The following is a 22,843-nucleotide window of genomic DNA, read 5'->3' as shown; positions in this document are numbered from 1 at the left end:
ATATTTGAGATATTTACAAAATTTATGATTGAAACAGAACGATTACAGTTAAAAGAAATCAACGAAAATCACGTTGAGGATATTTTTAAAATACGAAGTAATGAAGTCATCAATCAATATGTGCAGAGAAATTCTCCGAAAAATAATTATGATGCGCTTCAGTTTATTTTAACCATTAAAGAAAGAACTAAAGATAATCAATCATTTTATTGGGGTATTTCGTTTAAAGATCAGTCGAATTTAATTGGAACCATTTGCCTGTATAACTTTTCTGAAGATCGGAAAGTTGCTGAGGTCGGTTACGAACTATTGCCCGATTATCACAGACAGGGAATAATGTCAGAAGCCTTGAAAGCTGTAGTAGATTTTGCTTTTGATGATTTATATTTGCAGGAGATGGTTGCTATGACCAATAAATTCAATGAAAATTCTAAAGGTCTTCTTTTAAAATATGATTTTGTGTTGGAAGAGGGGAGGGAAGATGAGGGTTTTCCGGACAATTTGGTGTTTAGCTTGAAGAAATAAGACCCGTCTGTCATTCTGACGAAGGAAGAATCTAAATTTTTATTGTTAAATTTGGTGTCTGATGAGAGATTCTTCATTCCACTTTGTTTCATTCAGAATGACAAGCGGATAGATTTGAATTTTCAAATTAATTCATTCTCAAATTTTCAAATTAAAAAATGACCTGGACAGAAATATTAGCCCCAATAAAAAAAACAGAATACTTCAAAAATCTTTGGGAAAAGGTAAAACAAGAATACGCAACGACAAAAGTTTTTCCGCCAAAAAACCAGATTTTCAGAGCGTTGGAAATTACACCTTTTGAGGATATTGAAGTGGTGATTATCGGGCAGGATCCTTATCATAATGATTATCAGGCGAATGGTTTGTGTTTTTCTGTTTCTGAGCAGGTTGCCGCACCGCCATCTCTTAAAAATATTTTCATTGAGCTAAAAGATGATCTGGGCGTAGTAAGAACTTCAAAAGAACTTGATGATTGGGGAAAACAGGGCGTTTTATTATTAAATGCTACACTTACGGTTCGTGCCCATTCTCCGAATTCTCATAAAGATTTGGGCTGGGAAAAGTTTACGGATTTTATTATTAAAGAAATATCGGATAAAAAAGAAAATGTGGTTTTCGTATTGTGGGGTGCTTTTGCACAAAAAAAAGCCGAACTCATCGATCCGGCTAAACATTTTATTTTAAAGTCTGCGCATCCGTCTCCATTTTCCGTTCACAGAGGATTTTTCGGAAGCAAACCTTTTTCAAAAATTAATGAATATCTGGTTTCAAAAGGAAAGAAGCCTATTTCGTGGTAGGATTTTCTCCTGCTTTTTTGATGGTAATTCCGATTTTGTATTTTCCGTTGAGCGCTTTTGTTCCTTCTGCTGCTCCGGGATAAGGCTGAACATCGATTAACGAAATCGTATATCCATTGAATTCTGCTGATGTATTGTAATTTCTACCTTTGTTATCAATACTTGCAAGATTCAGAGTCATAGGACGCGTTGCAGTTCCCATTACTTCAACCTGCGCTACGGCAACTCCTGCCCAAACGCAATTTACATCTTTAGGGCAACGGCTGTCTTCAGAGATTCCTTTGAAGGTAACGTTCATTTGGTATTCTTTCAGGAATTTGTTTTCACCTTCGCTGAAATAGATGACCTTACCGTCTTTATTGATTACTTTAGTTGCTCCGTTTTCGTCAGTGTCCACTTTTGTTGAGGTTTTAGTTTCTTTTTGGGTATTGCAGTTGATTAAAAACAATAATCCTAAACTGAGTATGATGGTTTTATTAAGCATAATTTTATTTTTAAATGATATTGAGCATATCCAAAACTACAACCAAAAACATTGCCACACCTACTACGAAGCTGAAGCCTGTTCCGTAAATAAATCCAATGAAAGCTCCTTTTGTAGATCTTAGGGCTTTATTCATGTCTTTGCTGTCGTGCAATAATTCTCCTATAAACACTCCGGCGAACATACCAATCAAAAAGCCTAATGGAATGGGTAAAAACATTCCTACAATGGTTCCTATCACAGATCCGATGCTTCCCCAACGGGTTCCTCCGTATTTTTTTGTGGTTTTCGCAGGAATTACATAACTCAGGACCACAGAAATAGCTGTTAAGATGCCAAAAGCCCAGATATAGATCATCGGTAAATCGGAATCTGTTCCAAATTTGTAAATTAATAATCCGCAGATACTCAGTAGTAATCCGGGTAAAACAGGCAGAAAGGTTCCTAAAATTCCTATGATCAGTAGAATTAGACAAAGAATATTGATTAATGCTGTATCCATCTTTTTTAATTGTCTATGCAAGATATAAAAAAAGTGGCTTTTAAAGAAAAAGCCACTTCGCATGTTTACACTACGTTTATGATGAGACTAAAGATTTAAGATTACATATTGTAAAATAACACCTGCATTTCCAATATTTCCTGAAGCATGATTATGAAAAGCCGTATAATAGATATATCCACTTGTTGAAGATCCTGAGCAAGGTCCTACTGTTGCTCCTAACGCAACTAAATAAGGAACCAAAGCTTGGGGAACCGAAAGGCTGATCTGGATATTTCCCGGAAGTGTAATGCAAACGGTCACAAATGTTGTTGTTGGAGCATTTCCAATCGGTATAGTTGTTGTACCTGTCGCTGTAAAATGATTCGTTCTGATCATTAAAGCATCGTTTGTAGAAGTTTCTTTCACTAAAACCTCCCAGTAAGCCGGATCGTAATTGATTATTTTTTGCCAAGCTGTTAAGTCAAAATCAATATTAAGGGTATTGAATCCTAAAGCAGTAGTAAGTCCCGCATTATTTACCGTAGCGCCTACCATTCCCACTGTTCCGATGTTTTTAGAACAAAGTTTTGTGTCAGGCACAAATCCTCCGGCAAGGGAGCAATTGTTAGTATTGGTTGTTCCGCCGACTAAGTAAGCAACATCCCAGTCTGAAGCGTAAATACTTCCTCCGTTAGCAACGAAAGTGGCCAGATTGATATCGATTGTTGCAAAAAGCGCTGGGTTTGAAGAATAGTTACTTCTTGAGCCGCAGTTTAGAAAAATAATATCATATTGTGCAATTGTTGCCAGATTGGCAAGATCGTTATTGGTTATTTCGGTAGCTGTATAGCCTAAAATCTGTATAATGTCTTCAATCTTGTCGTAAGTCCCTTTTACGTAGGCAATTTTTGCCACCTGATTCAGCTTGGTTTGGCTTACGTCAAGATTTAAAGTTTCATTATTTTTTACCGTTGCAGAAATTTCCGTACGGAAGTTACTTCCATTTCCGGTCTGTATGTAAATAGTGTGGTTTCCAACAGGGGCATCCAATGTAAATTTTCCATCTGAATCCGATGTCGTGTAGTAGATTTTATACTTGTCATCAAATGTAAAAACCGATGCTCCTCCAATGGGCTTTGTTCCGTTTTGTGACATTACTTTTCCTGAAAGTTTTCCAGTTTCTACAGTTGCAGAAGTAGTATTTTCTGAAGTTAATGTCGAATCGTCGTTTCCTGAACAATTGGTTAAAAGTGTGAAGACACACAGCATAATAAGTAAGTAGTGTTTTCTCATATGTATTTGATTTTGATTTGTTTAGTTTTATTCAAATGTAAATAAATAATTAATATAAAATTGTTAAATGTTTAAATATTTTTACAATAATTAATTTATATTGCTTATTTTTAGTTAAGTTTCTATTTGTTTGTCGTTGATGTAGTGAATTTGATATTCTCAAAATATCTGAAATAAATAGTATATGATAATCAGTTTTGGGACGAAAATTGATAGAAAAATTGTAATAAAACTCAGTCTTAATTTTCCTAAATTTGCTGTGATGAATGATCAACTACAAGAAACAAGAAACTTTATACAGGATCTTAGCTATCAGCTTTATATTTATATAAGCAAGATTTCCCCTGCCGGTTTTGACTGGGTTGTTCATTTAATTGTAAAACTGGCATTACTTGTAGCCTTGTTTTTATTGGTAGATTTTATACTAAAGCCAGTAATTAATTTTATTTTCCGTTTTTTTCAGAATGAAAAAAAATATCCGATCATTAAGTCCATTTATGAGTCCAAAGTAAGTAATTCCGTAGCGCATTTTGTTGCCTTAGGAGTTGTAGCGAGTATACAGGCTTTTATATTTCCTCCAAGAGCAATCCCTATAACTAACACATTTATCATCAGATCTATTAATTTAGGAGTTGTTTTGATATTTGCGGGAATGTTGTATCGGGGATTAACGGCTTTTAGAAATTATTTTAGCATCAAACAGGATTTTTACAAGATCATGGCACTGAATGCCATTTCAGAAACCATGAAGATTCTCGGGATTTTCATTTTTTCAATCGTAGGAATCTGTGTTATTTTCGGAATAAAAGGAACTACGATTGTAGGGAGTTTAGGGGCAATTACTGCGGTCTTGGTCCTGGTTTTCCGGGATACTATCTTGGGATTTGTAACAGGTATTCACGTAGCAACTTCTAAGAATATGAAAGTCGGCGACTGGATCGGAATTCCCAAATACAATCTGGAAGGAACAATAGAAGATATTACTCTGCTTACAACCAGAATCCAGAGCTTTGATAAAACGGTTTCCACTATTCCGACGTATGATTTGATGAGTACGGAAGTGAAAAACCTGCAGGTAATGTCTGAAAGCAACACCCGGAGAATAAAAAAGTCTATTATTTTCAATATAAAATCATTTAAGTTTTTAGATGATGAGATGTTTAATAAGCTGGTGGAAATTAATTTACTGAAAGATTATCTTCTGCAAAAGAAAGAAGAAATCAATAAACAAAGAAGTAGCCTCAGTCATGCAGAAAAACTGATTAACGGACAGCAGCTCACCAATATTGGGACTTTTAGGAAATATGCATACGAATATCTCAGACATAACAAAAATATAGATCAGGATGGAACTGTCTTGGTAAGGCAGATGGAAATTACATCGCAGGGATTACCTCTGGAAATTTACTGTTTTACCAACGATTCCAAATGGGAAAACTTTGAACAGATTCAGTCAGATATTTTTGACCATCTGCTGGTAGCTTCCAGAGAATTTGATCTGGAAGTGATGCAGGTTAATATTAAAATTTAAAATAGTAAAAATGACAAAATTAAGTGTCAATATCAATAAAATAGCGACATTAAGAAATGCCAGAGGAGGCGAAACGCCAAGTGTGACGGAAGCAGCCGTTAAAATTCAGGAATTCGGAGGGCAGGGAATTACCATTCACCCACGTCCTGATGAAAGACATATTACAAGAAAAGATGTGTATGATCTGAAGCCTCTGGTGACTACAGAGTTCAATATTGAAGGAAATCCTCATCGCCCGTTTATTGATATGGTTTTAGAGGTAAAACCGGAGCAGGTAACTTTGGTTCCGGATGCGGATGATGCAATTACGTCAAACGCAGGTTGGGATACCATAAAACATTTAGATTTTCTTACTGAAATCATTTCAGAATTTAAAAATGCCGGGATCCGTACTTCTATTTTCCTGGATCCGAATCCTGAGTTGGTAGAATATGCTGCAAAAACCGGTGCGGACAGAATAGAACTGTATACAGAAGCTTACGCAAAAAATTATACGTTAAATAAAGAACAGGCTATTAAACCTTATTACGAAACCGCAGTAGTTGCATCTGATTATGGATTGGGTTTAAATGCAGGTCATGATTTAAGTTTAGACAATTTAAAATATTTTGCAGATCATATTCCAAATCTGTTGGAGGTTTCTATTGGCCACGCTTTGGTTTCTGAGGCATTGTATATGGGATTGGAAAATACGGTTCAGGCGTATCTGAAGAGATTGGCGAAATGGGCTCAGTAGATTATTGAGAGTAGAATATTTGCTAGCTTCTAACTTGATAGATAAAATTATGGAAATTTTAAATTCAAAAATATTTGGCGAAAACCTTTCGTCTACACCGCTTTTAGTGTTTCACGGGTTGTTTGGAATGCTTGATAATTGGGGAAGTTTCGGGAAAGATTTGGGAGAGTTTTTGCCAGTGCATCTTATCGATTTGAGAAATCACGGCAGGAGCTTTCACTCTGAGAATATGTCTCATGATGATCTGGCAGATGATATTGCAAATTATATGGATCACTATGGTATGGAAAAAGCTTTTGTTTTAGGTCACTCATTAGGAGGAAAGGCTGTAATGCAGTTTGCGATAAAATATCCTGAAAAAGTAGAAAAGCTTATTGTGGTTGATATTTCTCCAAAAGCGTATCCTCCACATCATCAGGGAATTATTAAAGCCTTGGAAACCGTTGATTTTAATACGGTTGGTTCAAGAAGTGAAGTAGAGGCGGTTTTAAGTCAGTATATTCCTGAAAGATCTACCATTCAGTTTCTTACCAAAAACCTGTATTGGGATGAAAATAAAAAATTGAACTGGAGGTTTAATCTTAAAACGCTTTCAGAAAAGTACAATGAGTTTGTCTCTAATGCTATAAAATATGGTGTATTTGATGGAGAAACACTTTTTATTGCAGGTGAAAAATCTAACTATATCCTTCCTCAGGACCATTTTGCGATAAAACAACAGTTTCCTAAAGCACAGTTTGTAATCATTAAAAATGCAGCTCATTGGGTTCAGGCAGATAATCCTGTTGATTTTATGACTGTGGTTAAAGATTTTTTACAAATCCACTAATGCCTTCAAGGATTAATATTTGTTAAAATTTTCTTAAAAATTTAATTTATTCTTTAATGTGGGAAAAAAGAACTAAATTAGTTTTATTAAAAGTTTAAAAATAATCTTTTATTGTGATAAAAAATAAAATGAATTTTAAGACTTATTGATAAAAAACAATTAAATACGTAGTAGCTGTAAAATTTCTAGGAAAACATATTAACAAATTATATTTATAGGGAACTTAGCAATAAGTTTCCTTTTTTATTTTAATAATATGGGAAAATTTCTATTATATGTTTTAAAAGTCGCAAATTTGCAATACATAATTTTTCTTCATTTTTTTATTAGAAATGAAGAATTACAATTGAAAATATTATCATAATTTAGCCAGCAATCAATTAAAAATAACTGATGGTTTTTGTAACGGGGGCAACCGGGATTTTAGGCAGGATAATCGTTTTGGAACTTCTTAAAAAAGGAAAAAATGTACGTGCTTCTAAAAGACCGGTAAGCAATTTAAATGAAGTAAAACATTCGTATAGCTATTATACGGAAAACCCTGATGATTTCTTTAACAGGATTGAATGGGTAGATGTAGATTTTGATGACATCCATTCGCTTCAGAATGCATTGAAAGATGTGGAGGAAGTATACCACTGCGCTGCAAAGGTAAGCTTTCATCCCAGAGATGAAAAAGAAATGTATCATACGAATGTAAAAGGTACGGAAAACCTGTTATATGCTTGTGACGGTTCGGACGTGAAAAAGTTTCTTCATGTAAGTTCCATTGCAGTACTGGATAATTTTAACGAAAAAGGAGAGTTAGACGAAACATCAGACTTTAATCCTAAAGAAGAACATTCTGCCTATGCAATTTCAAAGCACCTTTCCGAAATGGAAGTCTGGAGAGCTTCGGCAGAAGGATTAAACACGATCATCATCAATCCCGGGATGATTATAGGAAGCGGAAACTGGGGAAACAGCAGTGGAGATATTTTCCCAACTTTTGAGAAAAACAGCTTTACTTTTTCCGGTGGAACAAGCTATGTAGACGTAAGAGATGTTGCTGAAATTTCTGTAGAACTGATGGAGAAGAATATTTTCGGGGAAAGGTTTGTTATTATTTCTGAAAATAGAAAATATGCTGAACTGGGCCGTCAGATCAGATCAAAACTAGGGTTGAAGGAAGCCAAAATCCTTTCGAAATTTCAATTAAACATAGGCTGGTTAGCCAATATATTTTTCGGATGGCTGATTCCTTCGCTGAGAATTATTACCAAATCCAATATCGAGTCTATATCAGCATTGAATGTGATTTCAAACCGGAAAATTAAAGACAGGCTTGATTATCAATTTATTCCTTTATCGGAAAGTGTTGATTTTCATTTGAACAATTATATTAACGACAAAACGCTGAAGAATAAATGAATCTTGCAGAAGCAATTATCCATAAAAATATAGAGAAACATGCTATAAAAGCTGCTATTGGCTTCAAAAAGAAAGAAGCCGCATGGAAAGAATTAAGCTGGAAAAAATTTAGTGAAATTATTTATAAAACGGCAAATGCACTTAAAGAAGCAGGAGTTCAGGAGCATGATAAAGTAGCAATCTATTCTGATAATTCTTCTGAATGGATGATTTTTGATCTTGCAGCGATGTCAATCGGTGCCATTACGGTTCCGATTTATTCAACCAATAATGCTGAACAGGCAGAGTATATCATTAAAGATTCCGATTCAAAAGCCATTTTGGTTGGCAATCAGGCTCAGTATGATGCTTGCTTAGAGCTTTTGCAGAAGGAAGACAACCGGCTTCAAACCATTATTATTTCTAAAAAAGCAGTCTGGATCAAAAAAGAATTCAGCAGTTTTTATCTGGAAGACTTTATTGCTAAATCTTCTCCAAAATTTGAATTTTGTAAAAAAGAAGAACAAGATGTTGCCACTTTAATTTACACTTCAGGGACAACAGGAACTCCAAAAGGTGTAATGCTAACACACGGAAATTTCATTAAAGCCTTCGATGCTCATTTTGAATTTTTTAAATTTAAAAACTTTGAAGAAGAACTTTCGCTGGCGTTTTTACCGTTAAGTCACGTTTTCGAAAGAAGCTGGAGCTTGTTATGTTTATACGGAGGTGCTCGTGTCTATTTTCTTGAAGATCCGAAAAATATAGCCAAAGCTCTTGAAGAAGTAAAGCCTACGATGATGTGTGCCGTTCCGAGATTCTTTCAAAAAATTTATGCAGGTGTACTGGAAAAAGCAGAAGAAGGTTCATCATTAAAGAAAAAAATCTTTAATTGGGCAAGAGAAATAGGATGGCAAACGGCGGAATTAAGAAGAAACGAAAAGGAAATTCCTTTCGGATTAAAAATAAAAGAAACCTTTGCGGATCTGCTTGTTTTCAGTAAAATAAAAGAAAGAATGGGAGGAAGGCTTTGGTTTTTACCTTGTGGTGGTGCATCTTTATCACCGGAGGTAACCAAATTCTTTGAATCTGTAGGAATTCATGTTACGGTAGGGTATGGATTGACGGAAACTACGGCAACTTTAACATTGTTTCCTTTAACTCATTTCGAGCACGGAACAAGCGGAAAAGCTTTACCGGGAGTAGAAATCCGTATTGGTCAGGATGATGAAATCCAGGCCCGAGGAAACGGAATCATGAAAGGGTATTACAACAAACCAGAGGAAACTCAAAAGGTCTTTACCGAAGACGGATGGTTTAAAACCGGTGATGCAGGAAAAATTGATGAGAATGGAAACCTTACCATTACAGACCGATTGAAAGATCTGATGAAGACTTCCAATGGAAAGTATATCGCCCCACAACAGATTGAAAATTTACTAACGAATAATAATTTCGTCCAGCAAATTGTTTTAATTGCAGAAGCAAGACAGTTTGTTTCGGCATTAATTGTTCCCAACTTTGAATTTTTACAGGATTTTATTAAGAAAAATAATATTCCGTTTACGAACTGGGAAGATGCGGTGAAGAATGAAAAAGTACTTCATTTTTACAAAGAGAAAATACAAGAATTACAGTCGCATTTATCAGATTTTGAAAAAGTGAAAAAATTCACTTTAATGCCTGCAGAATTTGAAATTAACTCCGGAGAGATCACCCCTACATTGAAAATAAAAAGAAATGTAGTACTGAAAAAGTACGCAGATGTTATCGAAAAAATGTACTAAAATATTAACTACAAGATCCTTTTATAGACAAGTAGATTTATTATTAAGCTAAATTATGATTGCACAAGAATTTTTAGGAAAGAAAGATTTTATAATAAATAATCAGACGGTTTCGGAAAGCTGCCCGTCAAATATTGCCCTTATCAAATATTGGGGAAAATATGACAATCAGATTCCTGCGAACCCAAGTATCAGCTATACATTAAATCATTGTAAAACCAATACAACCATTGAATTTGTAGCTGAAGAACCATTTTCTGTTCAGACTTTTTTAGCCGGAAACGAAGAAGTGAAATTTGCCGAGAAAATAGAAAAGTACTTCAAAAATATAGAACAGTACCTTCCCTGGATTTTACAGGGAAAATATATGATTAGAACAGAAAACACGTTTCCTCACAGCTCTGGAATTGCCAGTTCGGCTTCAGGATTCGGAGCAATTGCAAAATGTCTGATGAAATTGGATGAAACTTTTTCAGGAAAAGATTCAGATGAAGAATCATTAAGAAAGGCATCTTTTCTGGCAAGATTAGGAAGCGGAAGTGCTTGCAGAAGCTTATACAACGGGCTGGTCGTTTGGGGAGAATCTCAGGTAAAAGGAAGTTCTGATTTATTCGCAGTTCAATATCCGAATGATGAAATTCACGATATTTTCAAAAACTTTAATGACTGGGTTTTACTGATTCACGAAGGGCAGAAAAGTGTTTCTTCTACCGTTGGACATGGCTTAATGAACACTAACCCTTATGCAGAAAGAAGATTTCAGGAGGCGAGAGAAAACTTCGGACCTATGAAAGAAATTCTAGCAAATGGAGATATGGAGAGCTTTATCAAGTTGGTAGAACACGAAGCGTTAACACTTCACGCGATGATGATGATGAGTGATCCTGCGTTTATTCTGATGAAAACGGGAACACTGGAAGTAATCAACAGAGTCTGGGATTTCAGAAGAATTACAGGTTTACCACTGTTTTTTACGCTTGATGCCGGTGCAAACGTACATTTACTGTTCCCTAATAACCTGGAACAAAACAAAATTGAAGATTTTATCAATCAGGAACTTTTACCATTTACCCAGAAAAACGGGGTGGTGAAGGATGTGATGAGGTTTTAAATTAAGAAATAAATATAGTGATAAAAAAACGGACTTTTGTCCGTTTTTCTTTTATAATAGTATAATAGGAAAAGTATTTTAATTAATCCTCTGTTACGATGGCATCACGTTGTCCGTCTTCTTTTTTACCTTCCTCGATCATTTCTTTAGCTTCAGCTTTTTCTTCCTGTGTGGCATAATCTATTCTTTCTTCCTGTTTTTCTTCCTGCTCATGATCAATAAAAAATTCACAATATACCGGAAGGTGATCTGATCCAAAATTATCTAGTGTTTTCAGGTTTTCAATAAAAATGTCTTCACTATGAAACATCAAATCAATTGGAAACCTTAGCAAACGATATTTTGCATGAAAAGTGGATACAAATGACCTTCCGATTCGGGGGTCAATGAGGTGGCTTGTTTTTCTGAAAAGAATAGATGATTTTGACCATGCCACATTGTTGAAATCTCCAACAACGATAACCGGTTTTTTTATTTCTGTCACTTTTTTTGCGGTACTTAAAAGATCCCCGTCCCTTTCTTTAGAAGTTTTTTCTTCAGTAGGACTTGGAGGGGGAGGGTGAACACCAAAAAAGACAAAAGAAAATCCGTCTTTAGTTTTAAGATGCGCTTCAATACTGGGAATATCGTCTGCTACAAAATAATGGGTGTGTGAAATTTCTATCTTTATTTTCGAATAGAAATGCATTCCATACGTGTTTTCTAGAGTTATCTTATGGTGATAAGGATAATCTTTTTCTAGCGTTTTAAGTGCTTGTTCCCAATCTCCGTTACTTTCCATGGTAAGGAACATTTCAGGTTGATATTTTTTTACAAGCTGAATAAAACGACCATAATCTTTATTAAACTGATAAACATTTGCCGAGATAAAATGCAGTTTTTCAGATGAATGATGTTTCCGGGAATATTTTTTAACAGGATATAGAGGTGTATATTTTACAAGAGTGGCACTATGGTGAATAAACATCACAAAAAGAAGACATTGATAGTACCAGAATTTTTCGGATGAATGAATCGTAAATCCTAATCCTATGGTAAAAAGTATAAGAGAAGTGATTTGAATTTTCCCAAACTCAGGAACACGAAAAACCCAATGAGAATGCTGAATTTTAGGCAATAAGGTTAAGATCAGTAACAAAACAGTTAGACTCAGGTAGAATATCCACATATTTTTTAATAAGCAGATAAATGTAATTAATTTTTATAAGTTTTCAAATGGATTGTGCTTTAAAGTTTATTCATTAAATTTGAATTTAAAAGGTAGTTTTCGTCATTTTTATTATTCACTTAGCAAATATATAGTATGAATAAAATAGCTGTTATTGCTTTGCTATTTGGAAGTTTTTACTTCGGACAGCAAAATCAGAATCAGGAAATTGAAAAGCCTATTCGAAACTTATTTTTAGGAATGAAAAATGCTGATCCGGAATTGCTGAATTCGGCCTTTTCGGAGACTGCAATTCTTCAGACGATTACAAAAACTGGGGTAAGAAATGAAGAAATAAAAGATTTTGTAGCTTCAGTTTCTAAAATGGAAAAAAATGACCTGGACGAAAGAATTAGTATTGAAGCTATTCATGTAGATGGAAACCTGGCGAGTGTTTTTACTCAGTATTCGTTTTATTTTAAAGGAAAATTTTCACATTGTGGAGCCAATAGCTTCCAATTAATAAAACAAAACGGAGAATGGAAAATCCAATATATCATTGATACAAGAAGAAAAGATAACTGTAAAGAAATCAAATAGAATGAAAATCCATCATATTGCCATTATTTGTTCCAACTATGAGGTCTCCAAGAAGTTTTATACTGAAGCATTAGGGTTGAACATTATTCGTGAAGTATACCGTGAAGAAAGGCAGTCTTACAAGCTGGACTTGGCTATTGGGGATCAGTATGTGATTGAGCTTTTTTCTTTTCCAGACCCTCCGGCAAGACCTTCACGTCCGGAAGCCTGTGGTTTGAGGCATCTGGCTTTCTCTGTTGAAAATGTAGATGAAAAACGTCAGGAATTAATTAAAAAAGGATTAAACTGTGAGGAGATTAGAACAGACGAATTTACAGGTAAGGAATTCTTCTTTACCCAAGATCCGGATCAACTTCCGTTAGAGTTTTACGAAATGTAATAATTAATGCGCGTACCCTGTAAAGAAACTTATGGCCATAATTGCTAAAACAATGGAGGAAATGATTACATATACGTAGTCTTTTTCTTTCATATAGCCTATTAAAGCAAAAATAATCCTCATTAAAGGTGTGAAGATCAAGAGTAAAATTCCCAGCTGAATAATGGCCATTCCTTCCCCTTTACAAAGCGAGTCCCAAAAGTGTCCCCATACCTTTTCGGAAGAGTTTCCCATATCGAGAAGTTTGTATTTTTTAGGCATTTGAAAACCTTCTGAGAAGAGCTTGATAAAGCCTATCAGTGAAGTGGCAACCGATAAAATAACGCCCAATCGGAGAAGATTTCCAACAGAACGGTTAAGATCAGCATCTGTAAAATTCTTTCTCATGAGAAATTGCTTCTAATACCGTTATACATCATATAAATCGAAAGAATTGTGATAACAATTGCAAAAAAGGTTTTCAGCTTTTTAGTTTTTGAAACCATTAAAGTTTTTGATCCGATAAAACTTCCAACCACAACACCAATCAGAACAGGAGCAACAATAACCGGAATAATTTCACCTCTCTGAAAATAGATCAGCGAGCTGGCAACCGCCGTTACTCCAATCATAAAGTTACTTGTAGTAGTAGAAACTTTGAAAGGAAGCTTCATCATGTTATCCATCGCCAAAACCTTCAGAGCTCCGGATCCAATTCCTAAAAGACCAGACATGGCACCTGCAAACATCATCATTAAAAATCCGGGTACTGTATTTCTTGCGGAATAGCTTTTTAAAATCCCTTTATCAGGAAAAGTTCCATATAGCTTTAATTTATCTTCAAGACTGCCTTTTATCACAGGTTCCTGATGATCCGGCTTACCTTTTAAATTCAGAATAACAGTCAGAAGAAGAATACTGGCGAAAATAATCCCGATGGTATTCGGATTCAGCATTCCGGAAACTAAGGCTCCGATGATCGCTCCGGCTGTGGTGGCAATCTCCAAGAACATTCCGATTCTCATATTGGTAAAACCTTCTTTGACAAAAGCAACGGCAGCTCCCGAAGAAGTTCCGATTACAGAGATTAAAGAAGCACCAATTGCATAATGCATAGGAACGCCGAAACCCAGCGTTAATAAAGGAATAATAATGACTCCTCCTCCTAAACCGGTCAGTGAACCTAATAGTCCTGCCGAAATTGCTCCAAGGAAGAGAATAATGATTTCTGACATGTTACAAATATAAAACTATTGCGTTAGTCTGCCAAACGTTTAAAAAAGATAAATTTAACGTATTTTTGCAGCATGGAAAATGATCTGAAATTATTCTATATTATTCTTGGTGCAACGCCTAAAGGCAGAAATATTGAGCAACACGACGTGTTTTTCGGAATTGCGGAAAATTTAAAAGATCTGATTCCGGATATGAAAGAGTTCTGGAAAGAGGCAGATGGTAAAATTCACATAGACTGTTATCAGGAAGTAAGATTTGCTGACGGATACGAGGTGAAAATTGTTGAGAAGAATGAAAAGACTTCTGGAGAACAGCTGTATTTTATTAATCTGGGAGGCTATAAGAAAGGTTTTTTTGAAGAATTTCATGAACAACATCTGATGGTCGGAACCTCTATGGGAGATATTGTGAAAAAAGCAAAAACTACCAGGTTTTATGAAACGATGGGGTTTGAAGGAGCCGTAAGTCATATTGATGATAAACACGGAGTAGATATCGATGATATTTTTAATGTAACGGATATTCTTCCTCAAAAAATGAAGGACAAATATTCTATTGTGTTGAAAAAATCTGATGCAGAAAACCAGGAAAATCCGATGGGTTTAGGGTATTTAAATATTAATAAAATATAAAGTTTCATGTCTTCTGAATGAAATAAAGTGAAGTGAAGAATCTCAACAATAAATTTCTAGAGATTCCTCCTGCGTCGGAATGACAATCGTAAGCTTAAATTAAAATAAATCTAATAGAAAAATAAAAGTAAAAAAATGAAAATAGGAATTTTAGGAGGAGGGCAGTTAGGTCGAATGTTGATTCAGGAAGCATTAAAATATGATGATGAATTTTATACATTGGATCCGGCTTCAGATGCGCCCTGCCATAATATTTCTTACTTTACGCAAGGAAATTTCAATGATTATGAAACCGTTTTGAATTTCGGGAAAGATAAAGATGTCGTAACAATCGAAATTGAACACGTCAACACAGATGCTTTGGCCGAATTGGAAAGTCAGGGAATAAAAGTGGTTCCGAATTCTACAATCATTAAAACCATTCAACAAAAAATTCTTCAAAAGCAATTTTATAAAGCTCATGATATTCCAAGTCCGGAATTTGAGGTGATGGATGGGAGTTCCGACGAGATTAAAATGCCGCTTCCTTTTGTACAGAAAATGAATACAGGTGGGTACGATGGAAAAGGAGTACAGGTAATCCGTACTGCTGAAGACATGAAAAATCTTTGGGTACAGGATTCTGTTATTGAAAAACTGGTTGATATCGATAAAGAACTTTCCGTAATTGTTGCCAGAAACGAAAACGGAGAAACCAAAACATTCCCTGTAACGGAAATGGTTGCCGATTCTAAATTAAACTTATTGGATTTTAATGTTTGTCCGGTTTTTTTAAAAGAGGATATTGAGGAGCAGATTAATTCTATCACAGAAAAATTCTTAAACGCCATCAATTCTCCGGGGCTTTTTGCGATCGAATTATTTCTGGACAAAGAAGGTAAAGTCTGGGTAAATGAAACGGCTCCAAGATTGCACAATTCAGGACATCAAAGTCAGGAAGGAAATGCCAATTCTCAGTTTGAACAAATGTACAGAGTCGTGAAAAATTTACCTTTAGCAGATACCGATGCGATTATCTACAGCGGAATGCTGAATTTGGTAGGCGCAGAAGGGTTTTCAGGGAAAGTGGTATATGAAGGAATGGAAGATGTGTTAAGGCTTCCTGAAACTTATATCCATCTATACGGAAAAACGGAAACCAAGCCGGGAAGAAAAATGGGGCACATCAATGTATTGGCAGATTCCAGAGAAGAGTTAATGGAAAAACTGGTAATGGTGAAAGGAATGGTAAGAGTGATTGCTGAGTAATTATTAACCGATGAGATAAAAAAAGACTGCTGAAAAGCAGTCTTTTTACTTATAAATTTTTGGCGATCAATTGAAGAAAAATTTCTCTCTTATTTTTATATTGCATCACCAATCCTCTGTTTTTTAAACATTTCCCTGTTATAATTCGTCACAAATACTCCTACAATGATCAGGACAGCTGCGATGATAAATTTAGCGGAAATTTTTTCATCCAAAATAAGCCAGCTTAAAAATATGGAGATAATGGTGTTGATATAAGCTAAAATTGAAACCTGAACAGGAGAAACTTTTGTGAGCGCATAATGATAGGCAAAAAAAGCAGCTACAGAACCGAATATAGCCAGATACAGCATAGCTGAAATGCTTTTTATGCTCCAATTTCCAAAATTGTAATTTTCTGAGAAAAGCAAGGCAAAAATAATCTGTACAATACCAGCAAATATAAACTGGTAAAATAAGCTCAGTGAAATATTATGACTCTTAATATTCATTTTTTTTGTAATAAGAGTTCCTGAAGCCCAACCTGCAATGGCAATGAATAAAAATAATATTCCCATTGCATAATCAGGGTTTTGGAGATCCTGAATACCATCCCAAAAAATAACGACAATTCCGCTGAAGCACATCAGAACTCCTATCAATGCTCTTATACTGAACTTTTGCAAGCCAAGAGCAACACTTCCAAGAAATATGAGGATAGGAGAACAGGCACTTATTAATGATGTCAAGCTACTGGTTACGGTTTCTTCAGCAACAGTGGTCATTCCGTTGGCAATCACTAACATTAATGAAGAAACCATCAGCTGATAAGACAGATTTCTCCATCCGATCCAGTGAAACTGTTTTCTCGATATAAGAATAATCAACATAATTATTCCTGCCAAAAACTGACGTATACCTGCTACAAACCAGGCTGGGATAGTTTCTACAGCCACACGTATGGATAAAAATGTCGTACCCCAGACAATAGCAACGGTAAGAATGGCAAAAAGAAGCTTATAATCTTTCAATTTGTGATATCAATGTAATAACAAAGATATTTATTTTAGAAACAATTTAATGGGTACAGTTGATCATGTTTTTTAGGGAACAGAATTTGAATTTTACTTTTGGCTTTTTGTATTCAGACTTATTAATTCTTTATCTTTGAACATCTAATAAAATTGAAGATGGTAGGAATTATTATGGGCAGTCAAAGTGATTTGCCAATTATGGAACAGGCTGCAAATTTTTTAAAATCTTTAGACATTCCGTATGAACTAACGGTGGTTTCAGCTCACAGAACACCGGAAAGAATGTTTGAATACGCAAAAACGGCAAAAGAAAGAGGGCTGAAAGTGATTATTGCGGGAGCAGGAGGAGCGGCACATCTACCAGGAATGGTAGCAAGCTGTACAACATTACCTGTAATTGGCGTTCCTATTTTGTCTAGCAATTCTATTGACGGATGGGATTCGGTTTTGTCGATTCTTCAAATGCCGGGAGGAATTCCTGTAGCGACAGTTGCTTTGAACGGAGCTTTAAATGCCGGGATTTTGGCTGTGAAAATTTTGGGAGCTTCCGACGAAAACGTTGCAGAGAACCTTCAGAAGTATCAGGATTCTTTAAAAGATAAAGTGTTGGGAACCGTGGATGATATTAAAGCCCATCACCCTAATCATTACGATAAATAATACAAAATAAAACTCTCCAATTTGGAGAGCTTCGTTTTTTATTCCTGTATCATATTGTCCCTTGTATTTTTCTGAACGGCAATGGCTCCAAATAAAGCCAGCAAAAAAGCAAACCCATAGAAGCCTTTTTCACTTGGCAGAATAGTAGCATTCCACAACCCGATTGCTAATAAAACAATAGATGATAAGGTTGCAAACCAGCAGATACCATAATAAATATCTGTCACTTTGATATTCTCTAATCTGTCACGAACAGCTTTCTGGAGAGAAACCACGGCGAATAACCCGTATAATAAGATGGTAAAATAATACCCTTTTTCATTAAGCTGCATTTCTGCTCTTGCCAAGCCTACGATAAAGCCAATCATTCCTGCTCCTAAAGCAATCCAGGATGCGGCAACAAATGCATTCGATACTCCTTGTTTTTTCATTAATTATATTTTTTTGTATAGTGAGGTCAAATATATTGTTTTTTAATAATATTTCCCGAAAAATAAAAGACTCTTCAAAAATTGAAGAGTCTTTTTATCTGTAATAATATTAGATATTAGTATCTGTAATATTCAGGTTTGAACGGACCTTCAACCTCTACACCAATATATTTAGCCTGTTCAGGAGAAAGAGTTTCCAGTTCAACGCTTAATTTTTTAAGGTGAAGAGCAGCTACTTTTTCATCCAAATGTTTCGGCAACGTATATACTTCATTTTTGTACGCTGCAGAATTGTTCCAAAGCTCAATTTGAGCCAGAGTTTGGTTTGAAAAAGAGTTTGACATTACGAAACTTGGGTGACCAGTAGCACATCCTAAGTTTACCAATCTTCCTTCAGCAAGGATGATTACTTCTTTACCCTCGATTGTATAAAGATCAACTTGTGGTTTAACCTCAGATTTGGTATGACCGTAGTTTTTGTTTAACCAAGCCATATCGATTTCATTATCGAAGTGACCGATATTACAAACGATCGCTTTATCTTTCATTTTAAGGAAATGCTCTCCTCTTACGATATTGAAGTTACCCGTTGTTGTGATCACGATATCGGCGTTATCAACCACAGTATCTAATCTTTTTACTTCATAACCGTCCATTGCAGCCTGTAGAGCACAGATCGGATCGATTTCAGTTACCGTAACGATAGAACCTGCTCCTCTGAAAGATGCAGCAGTACCTTTCCCTACGTCTCCGTATCCGCAAACTACCACTCTTTTTCCAGCCAACATCACGTCTGTCGCTCTTCTTACAGCATCTACTGCAGATTCTTTACATCCGTATTTGTTATCGAATTTAGACTTAGTAACTGAATCATTTACGTTGATTGCAGGCATTACCAAAGTTCCGTTTTTCATTCTTTCGTACAATCTGTGAACACCTGTTGTTGTTTCTTCAGAAAGTCCTTTGATGTCTTTTGTAAGCTCAGGATATTTATCAAAAACCATGTTTGTTAAATCTCCACCATCATCCAAAATCATATTCAATGGCTTTCTGTCCTCACCAAAGAACAAAGTCTGCTCAATACACCAGTCGAATTCTTCTTCATTAAGGCCTTTCCAAGCATAAACAGGAATTCCTGCAGCAGCAATAGCAGCAGCAGCGTGATCCTGAGTAGAGAAAATATTACAAGAAGACCACGTAACCTCAGCTCCAAGAGCAACCAAAGTTTCAATCAAAACTGCAGTTTGGATTGTCATGTGAAGACATCCTGCAATTCTAGCACCTTTTAATGGCTGAGATGGTCCGTATTCTTCACGGATTGCCATCAAACCAGGCATTTCTGCTTCTGCAAGGGTAATTTCTTTTCTTCCCCACTCTGCCAGGGAAATATCCTTTACTTTGTAAGGAATGTATTGTGTTGTAGTACTCATATCTGATGAATAATTTTATTTCGGTTTATAACGAATTGCAAAATTACAACATATAATTTAGATATAAAACATCTTGTTTTGAGATGAAAAAATATTAAAATAGGTAGACCGAATGCTATATGAAGAAAATTATTCAAGTTTTCAATAATCTTTACATGTTTTTTAAGCGGCCTCATTTCGTTTTTTAGTCTTTAATTTTTATATAATTTCTTTTCATTACTTTTATCGAAAAAAAGAATGCCTCTTTATCGTGATTTTTCTGATGACACTGCTACAATTCTTGTTTGGAAATATGATGAAAACGAAGAATTGAATCCTGATGAACTTTTAGAGCCTGAAAATGCCGAAAAAGTAAAGGATTATCATCCGAAAAAATTATTGGAAGTATTAATGGTGAGAAAACTATTGAAAGGTCTGAAGCCAAATTCTAAAATATTATATAAAGAAAGAGAACCATTTCTTTCTCCTAAAGATGCAGAAATTTCCATTACCCATTCTTTTCCTTTTGCTGCCATTGCCATTTCCAAAAATAAAATAGGGATTGATCTGGAAAAATTTAATCCTAAGATTTTAAGGGTAATTGATAAATTCACTTATGAAAACGAGCGGGGGTTTATTCCTTTTGATAATGAAGTTACTTTTTATACCATTATTTGGAGTGTAAAGGAAAGTATGTATAAAATTCACCATTCCAAGCACTGGTCTTTGAAAAAACATTATGAAGTAAGACCATTCGAATTAAAGCATCTTCATCACATCAAATGTAGAGTACATGATGATCATATCTCCGATGAATTGAAAGCCAGAGTAGAATTTTTTGATGAGTATTGCTTTACGATTGTTGAGGAATAGGTTCAGAAGCTGCTGCGCCTTCTGATTCATTTCTGTACTTTTCAATTACTTTTCGCTGTTCTTTGGCCACATCATAAATAAGCTCCAGGATATCATGAACGTTTTTCAGCTCAGTTAGATGTGAAATTTTGCTGGGATCCCTGTAGTTTCTGGCTTCGTGTTCGGCAAGCTCGGTTTTTCTTTTTAAGATCAGATCGTCAAAAGAAGAATCTTCAGGCTCAATACGGCTTTTCATTTTTAGGGATTCGCTGATTTTATCTCCATTCAAAAGATTGGAAATCTGCTGAAGCTCTGCTTCTATTTTTTTACCCCATCCTTCCGAATCTATTTCAGGGTATTTTTCATCATTTTTTACATACTGGGAAAGCGAAGCAGTATAAGCGGTAATCAGATGTGAAGTTGCTACAAACTGATGAACCACTTCCAGTTTTTTCTGCTGATTTTTGGGTTCTGAGATCATTCTCTGGAAACTGTCGGAAAGATTGGCTAATGAGATGATCGCATTTTTACGCTTCATTTTATAATCCTCAATATCAAAATCTTCATCTAAAAATTTGGAAATAACGCTTTGAAAATAAAGGAAATTAGATTCTGCTGATTTTTTCATTAATTCTAAATTCTGGGTATGCTCCCAAACAGGAAGCACAACATAAGAAACCAAGGAAGCAATAATTCCGGCAATCATCGTATCCAGAATTCTGTCTTTAAAGATAATATTTACATTTCCGGGACTTAGAAAATTAAAGCTTAGAAAAACATAAATGGTCATAAATAGAACTGCCCAAAAATATTTTCCTTTTAAAAAGCTGAAACACATCACCATACTTAAAAGAAGTATGGTAAACAAAACCTCATTAATATGTATATAATGCAGGATTCCATACGCAATAATAGCTCCCGCAATCGTTCCGTACAAACGGAGAAGGTTTCTTTGTTTGGTGATGGAGTAAGCGGGTTTTAAAATTGCCGTAATGGTAATCAAAATCCAATAAGTATGACCGATTCCCAAAAACTGAAATAAAGAAAATGAATATCCGAGCAATAAGGCAATGGTGATTCTTAAAGCATGACGGAAGTGTAAGGAAGAAAGTGATATATTGTTTCTTAAAACTTTAAAATTAATCTTCTCTTCATTCGGCATGAATTTTCTAAGATCTAAGCCGGTAGACAGACTTTTTGCCAGTTTTACATTTTGGGAAAAGACCTTATAGATTTCGTTGATCTCTTTGGTGATTTCATCAATACGCATTAATATCTGGCGCAGAATCATGAAATTCTCAAAGTTATCAGGTGAAATTCGCTCGTTTCTCAGATCAAAATAAAGGTGATTTAATTTTTTTAATTCGAGTTCCAGATCGAACATAGGTTTTGCTCTTGTTCCGATCTGAAGGGCGATTCCGATATTGGTGATCTCTTCGGCAAGCAGATTCAGGTAATCATGAATGTTTACCAAAATCATACTGTCATCAAAACTTTGCTGAAGTTGTTGATAATCACTTTCTGAAGTCATCAGCTTTTCATGGAGATCCATTGAATTCAGGAACATCAACATCAGCAAACGGCTGGTTGTGGTAGATTCGTTGACAATGGTTCTGGTCTTAAACACCGTTTCGCGGGTATCTTCCTGCAGATTTTTGATTTCAATCTGTTTGGCTATTACCTGAATGGAAAGCTTATCAAAATCCGGATTTTTTTGATAGTAATTCGCTTTTATCTTTAAAAACTCGGCAAGTTGAAGGTAGTTTTCCCCAATCATCTGGCTTGCCAGTTTATAAGGCTGAATGGTTGTTACAATTAAGAATATCAATAAAAACCAAATACAACCTGAAGCGAAGATCAGTAAACTTTTAAGGATGTTAGTTCCGGTAAGATGCCCGTCAATAAAAATAGCGAGTACAACTAAAGAAAGAGAACCGACCGCTGCTAATCTCTGTCCGTAAACTCCAATTAAAGAGAAAAACATTCCGAAAACAATAATCTCTGCAAAAACAAGGATTTTAACGGTCATTACCAGACTGGCAATAAGAGCAACGACAACAAAGCAAATAATAGCAAAAGCTAAAGCATTTCTTCTACGAATAAAGGGACCGGGCTGATCTGTTAAAGCTACAAAACTGGTTCCCAGAGGAAATAAAAAGTATTCTTTTAAGATTCCGAAATGCGCAAGAACTAAGCATGGTAAAACTGTCGCCAGCGTAATTCTGATAGCAGAATACACGTATTGGCTGGTGACGAATTTTTTGAGCTCCGATGAATAGTTCATATTA

At 35.3% G+C, this 22,843-nt stretch carries 24 protein-coding genes; 14 read left to right on the top strand and 10 right to left on the bottom strand.

The genetic code is table 11. From position 1 onward, the window contains the following. The first annotated feature begins 24 nt into the window (after positions 1-24). Together CLV73_RS07880 and CLV73_RS07875 are read left to right on the top strand one after the other, a co-directional pair. A complete protein-coding gene (locus tag CLV73_RS07880) occupies positions 25-525 on the top strand; it encodes a GNAT family N-acetyltransferase (protein WP_100376290.1) in 501 nt (166 codons plus the stop codon). 158 nt (positions 526-683) lie between these two features. Beyond that, complete coding sequence (locus tag CLV73_RS07875; RefSeq protein WP_100376289.1) at positions 684-1,325, top strand: uracil-DNA glycosylase; 642 nt, start codon at positions 684-686, stop codon at positions 1,323-1,325. On the opposite strand, the gene CLV73_RS07870 is transcribed toward CLV73_RS07875, so the two are convergent. From CLV73_RS07870 to CLV73_RS07860, 3 genes are all read right to left on the bottom strand, one after another. Then, on the bottom strand, positions 1,312-1,809 hold the full coding sequence (locus CLV73_RS07870) for a hypothetical protein (RefSeq protein ID WP_100376288.1): 498 nt from the start codon (positions 1,807-1,809) through the stop codon (positions 1,312-1,314). The two genes, CLV73_RS07875 and CLV73_RS07870, sit on opposite strands and share 14 nt — an antisense overlap. 10 nt (positions 1,810-1,819) lie before the next feature. Then, complete coding sequence (locus CLV73_RS07865; RefSeq protein WP_100376287.1) at positions 1,820-2,311, bottom strand: DUF456 domain-containing protein; 492 nt, start codon at positions 2,309-2,311, stop codon at positions 1,820-1,822. 87 nt (positions 2,312-2,398) lie between these two features. Further along, complete coding sequence (locus tag CLV73_RS07860; RefSeq protein ID WP_100376286.1) at positions 2,399-3,586, bottom strand: carboxypeptidase regulatory-like domain-containing protein; 1,188 nt, start codon at positions 3,584-3,586, stop codon at positions 2,399-2,401. Positions 3,587-3,848: 262 nt separating this feature from the next. Here CLV73_RS07860 and CLV73_RS07855 point away from each other — a divergent pair, with 262 nt between their 5' ends. The 6 genes from CLV73_RS07855 to CLV73_RS07830 all read left to right on the top strand — a co-directional run bounded on the left by CLV73_RS07855 (position 3,849) and on the right by CLV73_RS07830 (position 10,969). After that, positions 3,849-5,117 carry a mechanosensitive ion channel family protein gene (locus CLV73_RS07855; RefSeq protein WP_100377019.1) on the top strand — a complete coding sequence of 423 codons (1,269 nt, stop codon included), beginning with the start codon at positions 3,849-3,851 and terminating at the stop codon, positions 5,115-5,117. A gap of 10 nt (positions 5,118-5,127) precedes the next feature. After that, a complete protein-coding gene (locus tag CLV73_RS07850; RefSeq protein WP_100376285.1) occupies positions 5,128-5,853 on the top strand; it encodes a pyridoxine 5'-phosphate synthase in 726 nt (241 codons plus the stop codon). 49 nt (positions 5,854-5,902) lie between these two features. After that, a complete protein-coding gene (locus CLV73_RS07845; protein WP_100376284.1) occupies positions 5,903-6,682 on the top strand; it encodes an alpha/beta fold hydrolase in 780 nt (259 codons plus the stop codon). A gap of 393 nt (positions 6,683-7,075) precedes the next feature. Next, positions 7,076-8,092 (top strand): NAD-dependent epimerase/dehydratase family protein, encoded by a 1,017-nt coding sequence (locus CLV73_RS07840; RefSeq protein WP_100376283.1) that lies wholly within the window; start codon positions 7,076-7,078, stop codon positions 8,090-8,092. Next, a complete protein-coding gene (locus CLV73_RS07835) occupies positions 8,089-9,858 on the top strand; it encodes an AMP-dependent synthetase/ligase (protein WP_100376282.1) in 1,770 nt (589 codons plus the stop codon). The genes CLV73_RS07840 and CLV73_RS07835 overlap by 4 nt, the downstream gene beginning before the upstream one ends. A gap of 58 nt (positions 9,859-9,916) precedes the next feature. Next, positions 9,917-10,969, top strand: coding sequence for a diphosphomevalonate/mevalonate 3,5-bisphosphate decarboxylase family protein (locus tag CLV73_RS07830; RefSeq protein ID WP_100377018.1), 1,053 nt, complete (start codon positions 9,917-9,919; stop codon positions 10,967-10,969). 82 nt (positions 10,970-11,051) lie between these two features. Here the strand turns inward: CLV73_RS07830 and CLV73_RS07825 are convergent, their stop codons facing one another. Next, entirely contained in the window at positions 11,052-12,137 is a 1,086-nt protein-coding gene (locus tag CLV73_RS07825; RefSeq protein ID WP_100376281.1) for an endonuclease/exonuclease/phosphatase family protein, read from the bottom strand. Between the two features lie 135 nt (positions 12,138-12,272). Between CLV73_RS07825 and CLV73_RS07820 the strand changes: the two genes are divergently transcribed. Together CLV73_RS07820 and gloA2 are read left to right on the top strand one after the other, a co-directional pair. Further along, a complete protein-coding gene (locus CLV73_RS07820; protein ID WP_100376280.1) occupies positions 12,273-12,716 on the top strand; it encodes a nuclear transport factor 2 family protein in 444 nt (147 codons plus the stop codon). A 1-nt stretch (position 12,717) separates the two neighbouring features. Then, positions 12,718-13,095, top strand: coding sequence for an SMU1112c/YaeR family gloxylase I-like metalloprotein (gene gloA2 / locus CLV73_RS07815; protein ID WP_100376279.1), 378 nt, complete (start codon positions 12,718-12,720; stop codon positions 13,093-13,095). Between the two features lie 3 nt (positions 13,096-13,098). Here gloA2 and CLV73_RS07810 read toward each other — a convergent pair whose 3' ends face one another. Then, positions 13,099-13,482: a DUF1634 domain-containing protein gene (locus tag CLV73_RS07810; protein ID WP_100376278.1), complete on the bottom strand. Its 384-nt coding sequence runs from the start codon at positions 13,480-13,482 to the stop codon at positions 13,099-13,101. Beyond that, positions 13,479-14,309, bottom strand: a complete 831-nt coding sequence (locus CLV73_RS07805) for a sulfite exporter TauE/SafE family protein (RefSeq protein ID WP_100376277.1) — start codon at positions 14,307-14,309, stop codon at positions 13,479-13,481. The genes CLV73_RS07810 and CLV73_RS07805 overlap by 4 nt, the downstream gene beginning before the upstream one ends. 72 nt (positions 14,310-14,381) lie before the next feature. Here CLV73_RS07805 and CLV73_RS07800 point away from each other — a divergent pair, with 72 nt between their 5' ends. Both CLV73_RS07800 and CLV73_RS07795 read left to right on the top strand, forming a co-directional pair. After that, complete coding sequence (locus CLV73_RS07800) at positions 14,382-14,942, top strand: DUF1543 domain-containing protein (RefSeq protein WP_228424281.1); 561 nt, start codon at positions 14,382-14,384, stop codon at positions 14,940-14,942. A 135-nt stretch (positions 14,943-15,077) separates the two neighbouring features. Next, complete coding sequence (locus CLV73_RS07795) at positions 15,078-16,190, top strand: 5-(carboxyamino)imidazole ribonucleotide synthase (RefSeq protein WP_100376276.1); 1,113 nt, start codon at positions 15,078-15,080, stop codon at positions 16,188-16,190. Between the two features lie 95 nt (positions 16,191-16,285). Here CLV73_RS07795 and CLV73_RS07790 read toward each other — a convergent pair whose 3' ends face one another. After that, a complete protein-coding gene (locus tag CLV73_RS07790) occupies positions 16,286-17,200 on the bottom strand; it encodes a DMT family transporter (RefSeq protein ID WP_100376275.1) in 915 nt (304 codons plus the stop codon). A 159-nt stretch (positions 17,201-17,359) separates the two neighbouring features. On the opposite strand from CLV73_RS07790, the gene purE reads away from it, so the two are divergent. Continuing rightward, complete coding sequence (gene purE, locus CLV73_RS07785) at positions 17,360-17,863, top strand: 5-(carboxyamino)imidazole ribonucleotide mutase (protein ID WP_100376274.1); 504 nt, start codon at positions 17,360-17,362, stop codon at positions 17,861-17,863. Positions 17,864-17,901: 38 nt separating this feature from the next. Here the strand turns inward: purE and yiaA are convergent, their stop codons facing one another. Then, the gene (gene yiaA, locus CLV73_RS07780; RefSeq protein ID WP_039367415.1) at positions 17,902-18,294 is read right to left on the bottom strand and encodes an inner membrane protein YiaA; all 393 of its coding nucleotides are present in this window, start codon (positions 18,292-18,294) and stop codon (positions 17,902-17,904) included. Between the two features lie 116 nt (positions 18,295-18,410). Next, positions 18,411-19,724 carry an adenosylhomocysteinase gene (gene ahcY, locus CLV73_RS07775; protein ID WP_100376273.1) on the bottom strand — a complete coding sequence of 438 codons (1,314 nt, stop codon included), beginning with the start codon at positions 19,722-19,724 and terminating at the stop codon, positions 18,411-18,413. 237 nt (positions 19,725-19,961) lie between these two features. Here ahcY and CLV73_RS07770 point away from each other — a divergent pair, with 237 nt between their 5' ends. After that, positions 19,962-20,576, top strand: coding sequence for a 4'-phosphopantetheinyl transferase family protein (locus CLV73_RS07770; RefSeq protein ID WP_100376272.1), 615 nt, complete (start codon positions 19,962-19,964; stop codon positions 20,574-20,576). Here CLV73_RS07770 and CLV73_RS07765 read toward each other — a convergent pair. Continuing rightward, positions 20,557-22,839 (bottom strand): FUSC family protein, encoded by a 2,283-nt coding sequence (locus CLV73_RS07765; RefSeq protein ID WP_100376271.1) that lies wholly within the window; start codon positions 22,837-22,839, stop codon positions 20,557-20,559. The two genes, CLV73_RS07770 and CLV73_RS07765, sit on opposite strands and share 20 nt — an antisense overlap. Between the last annotated feature and the right edge of the window lie 4 nt (positions 22,840-22,843).

The organism is Chryseobacterium geocarposphaerae (genome assembly GCF_002797535.1).
GTDB classification, from domain to species: Bacteria; Bacteroidota; Bacteroidia; order Flavobacteriales; family Weeksellaceae; genus Chryseobacterium; species Chryseobacterium geocarposphaerae.
Note: the sequence above shows the minus strand (reverse complement) of the source record. Positions and strands in the feature narration are given on the sequence as shown.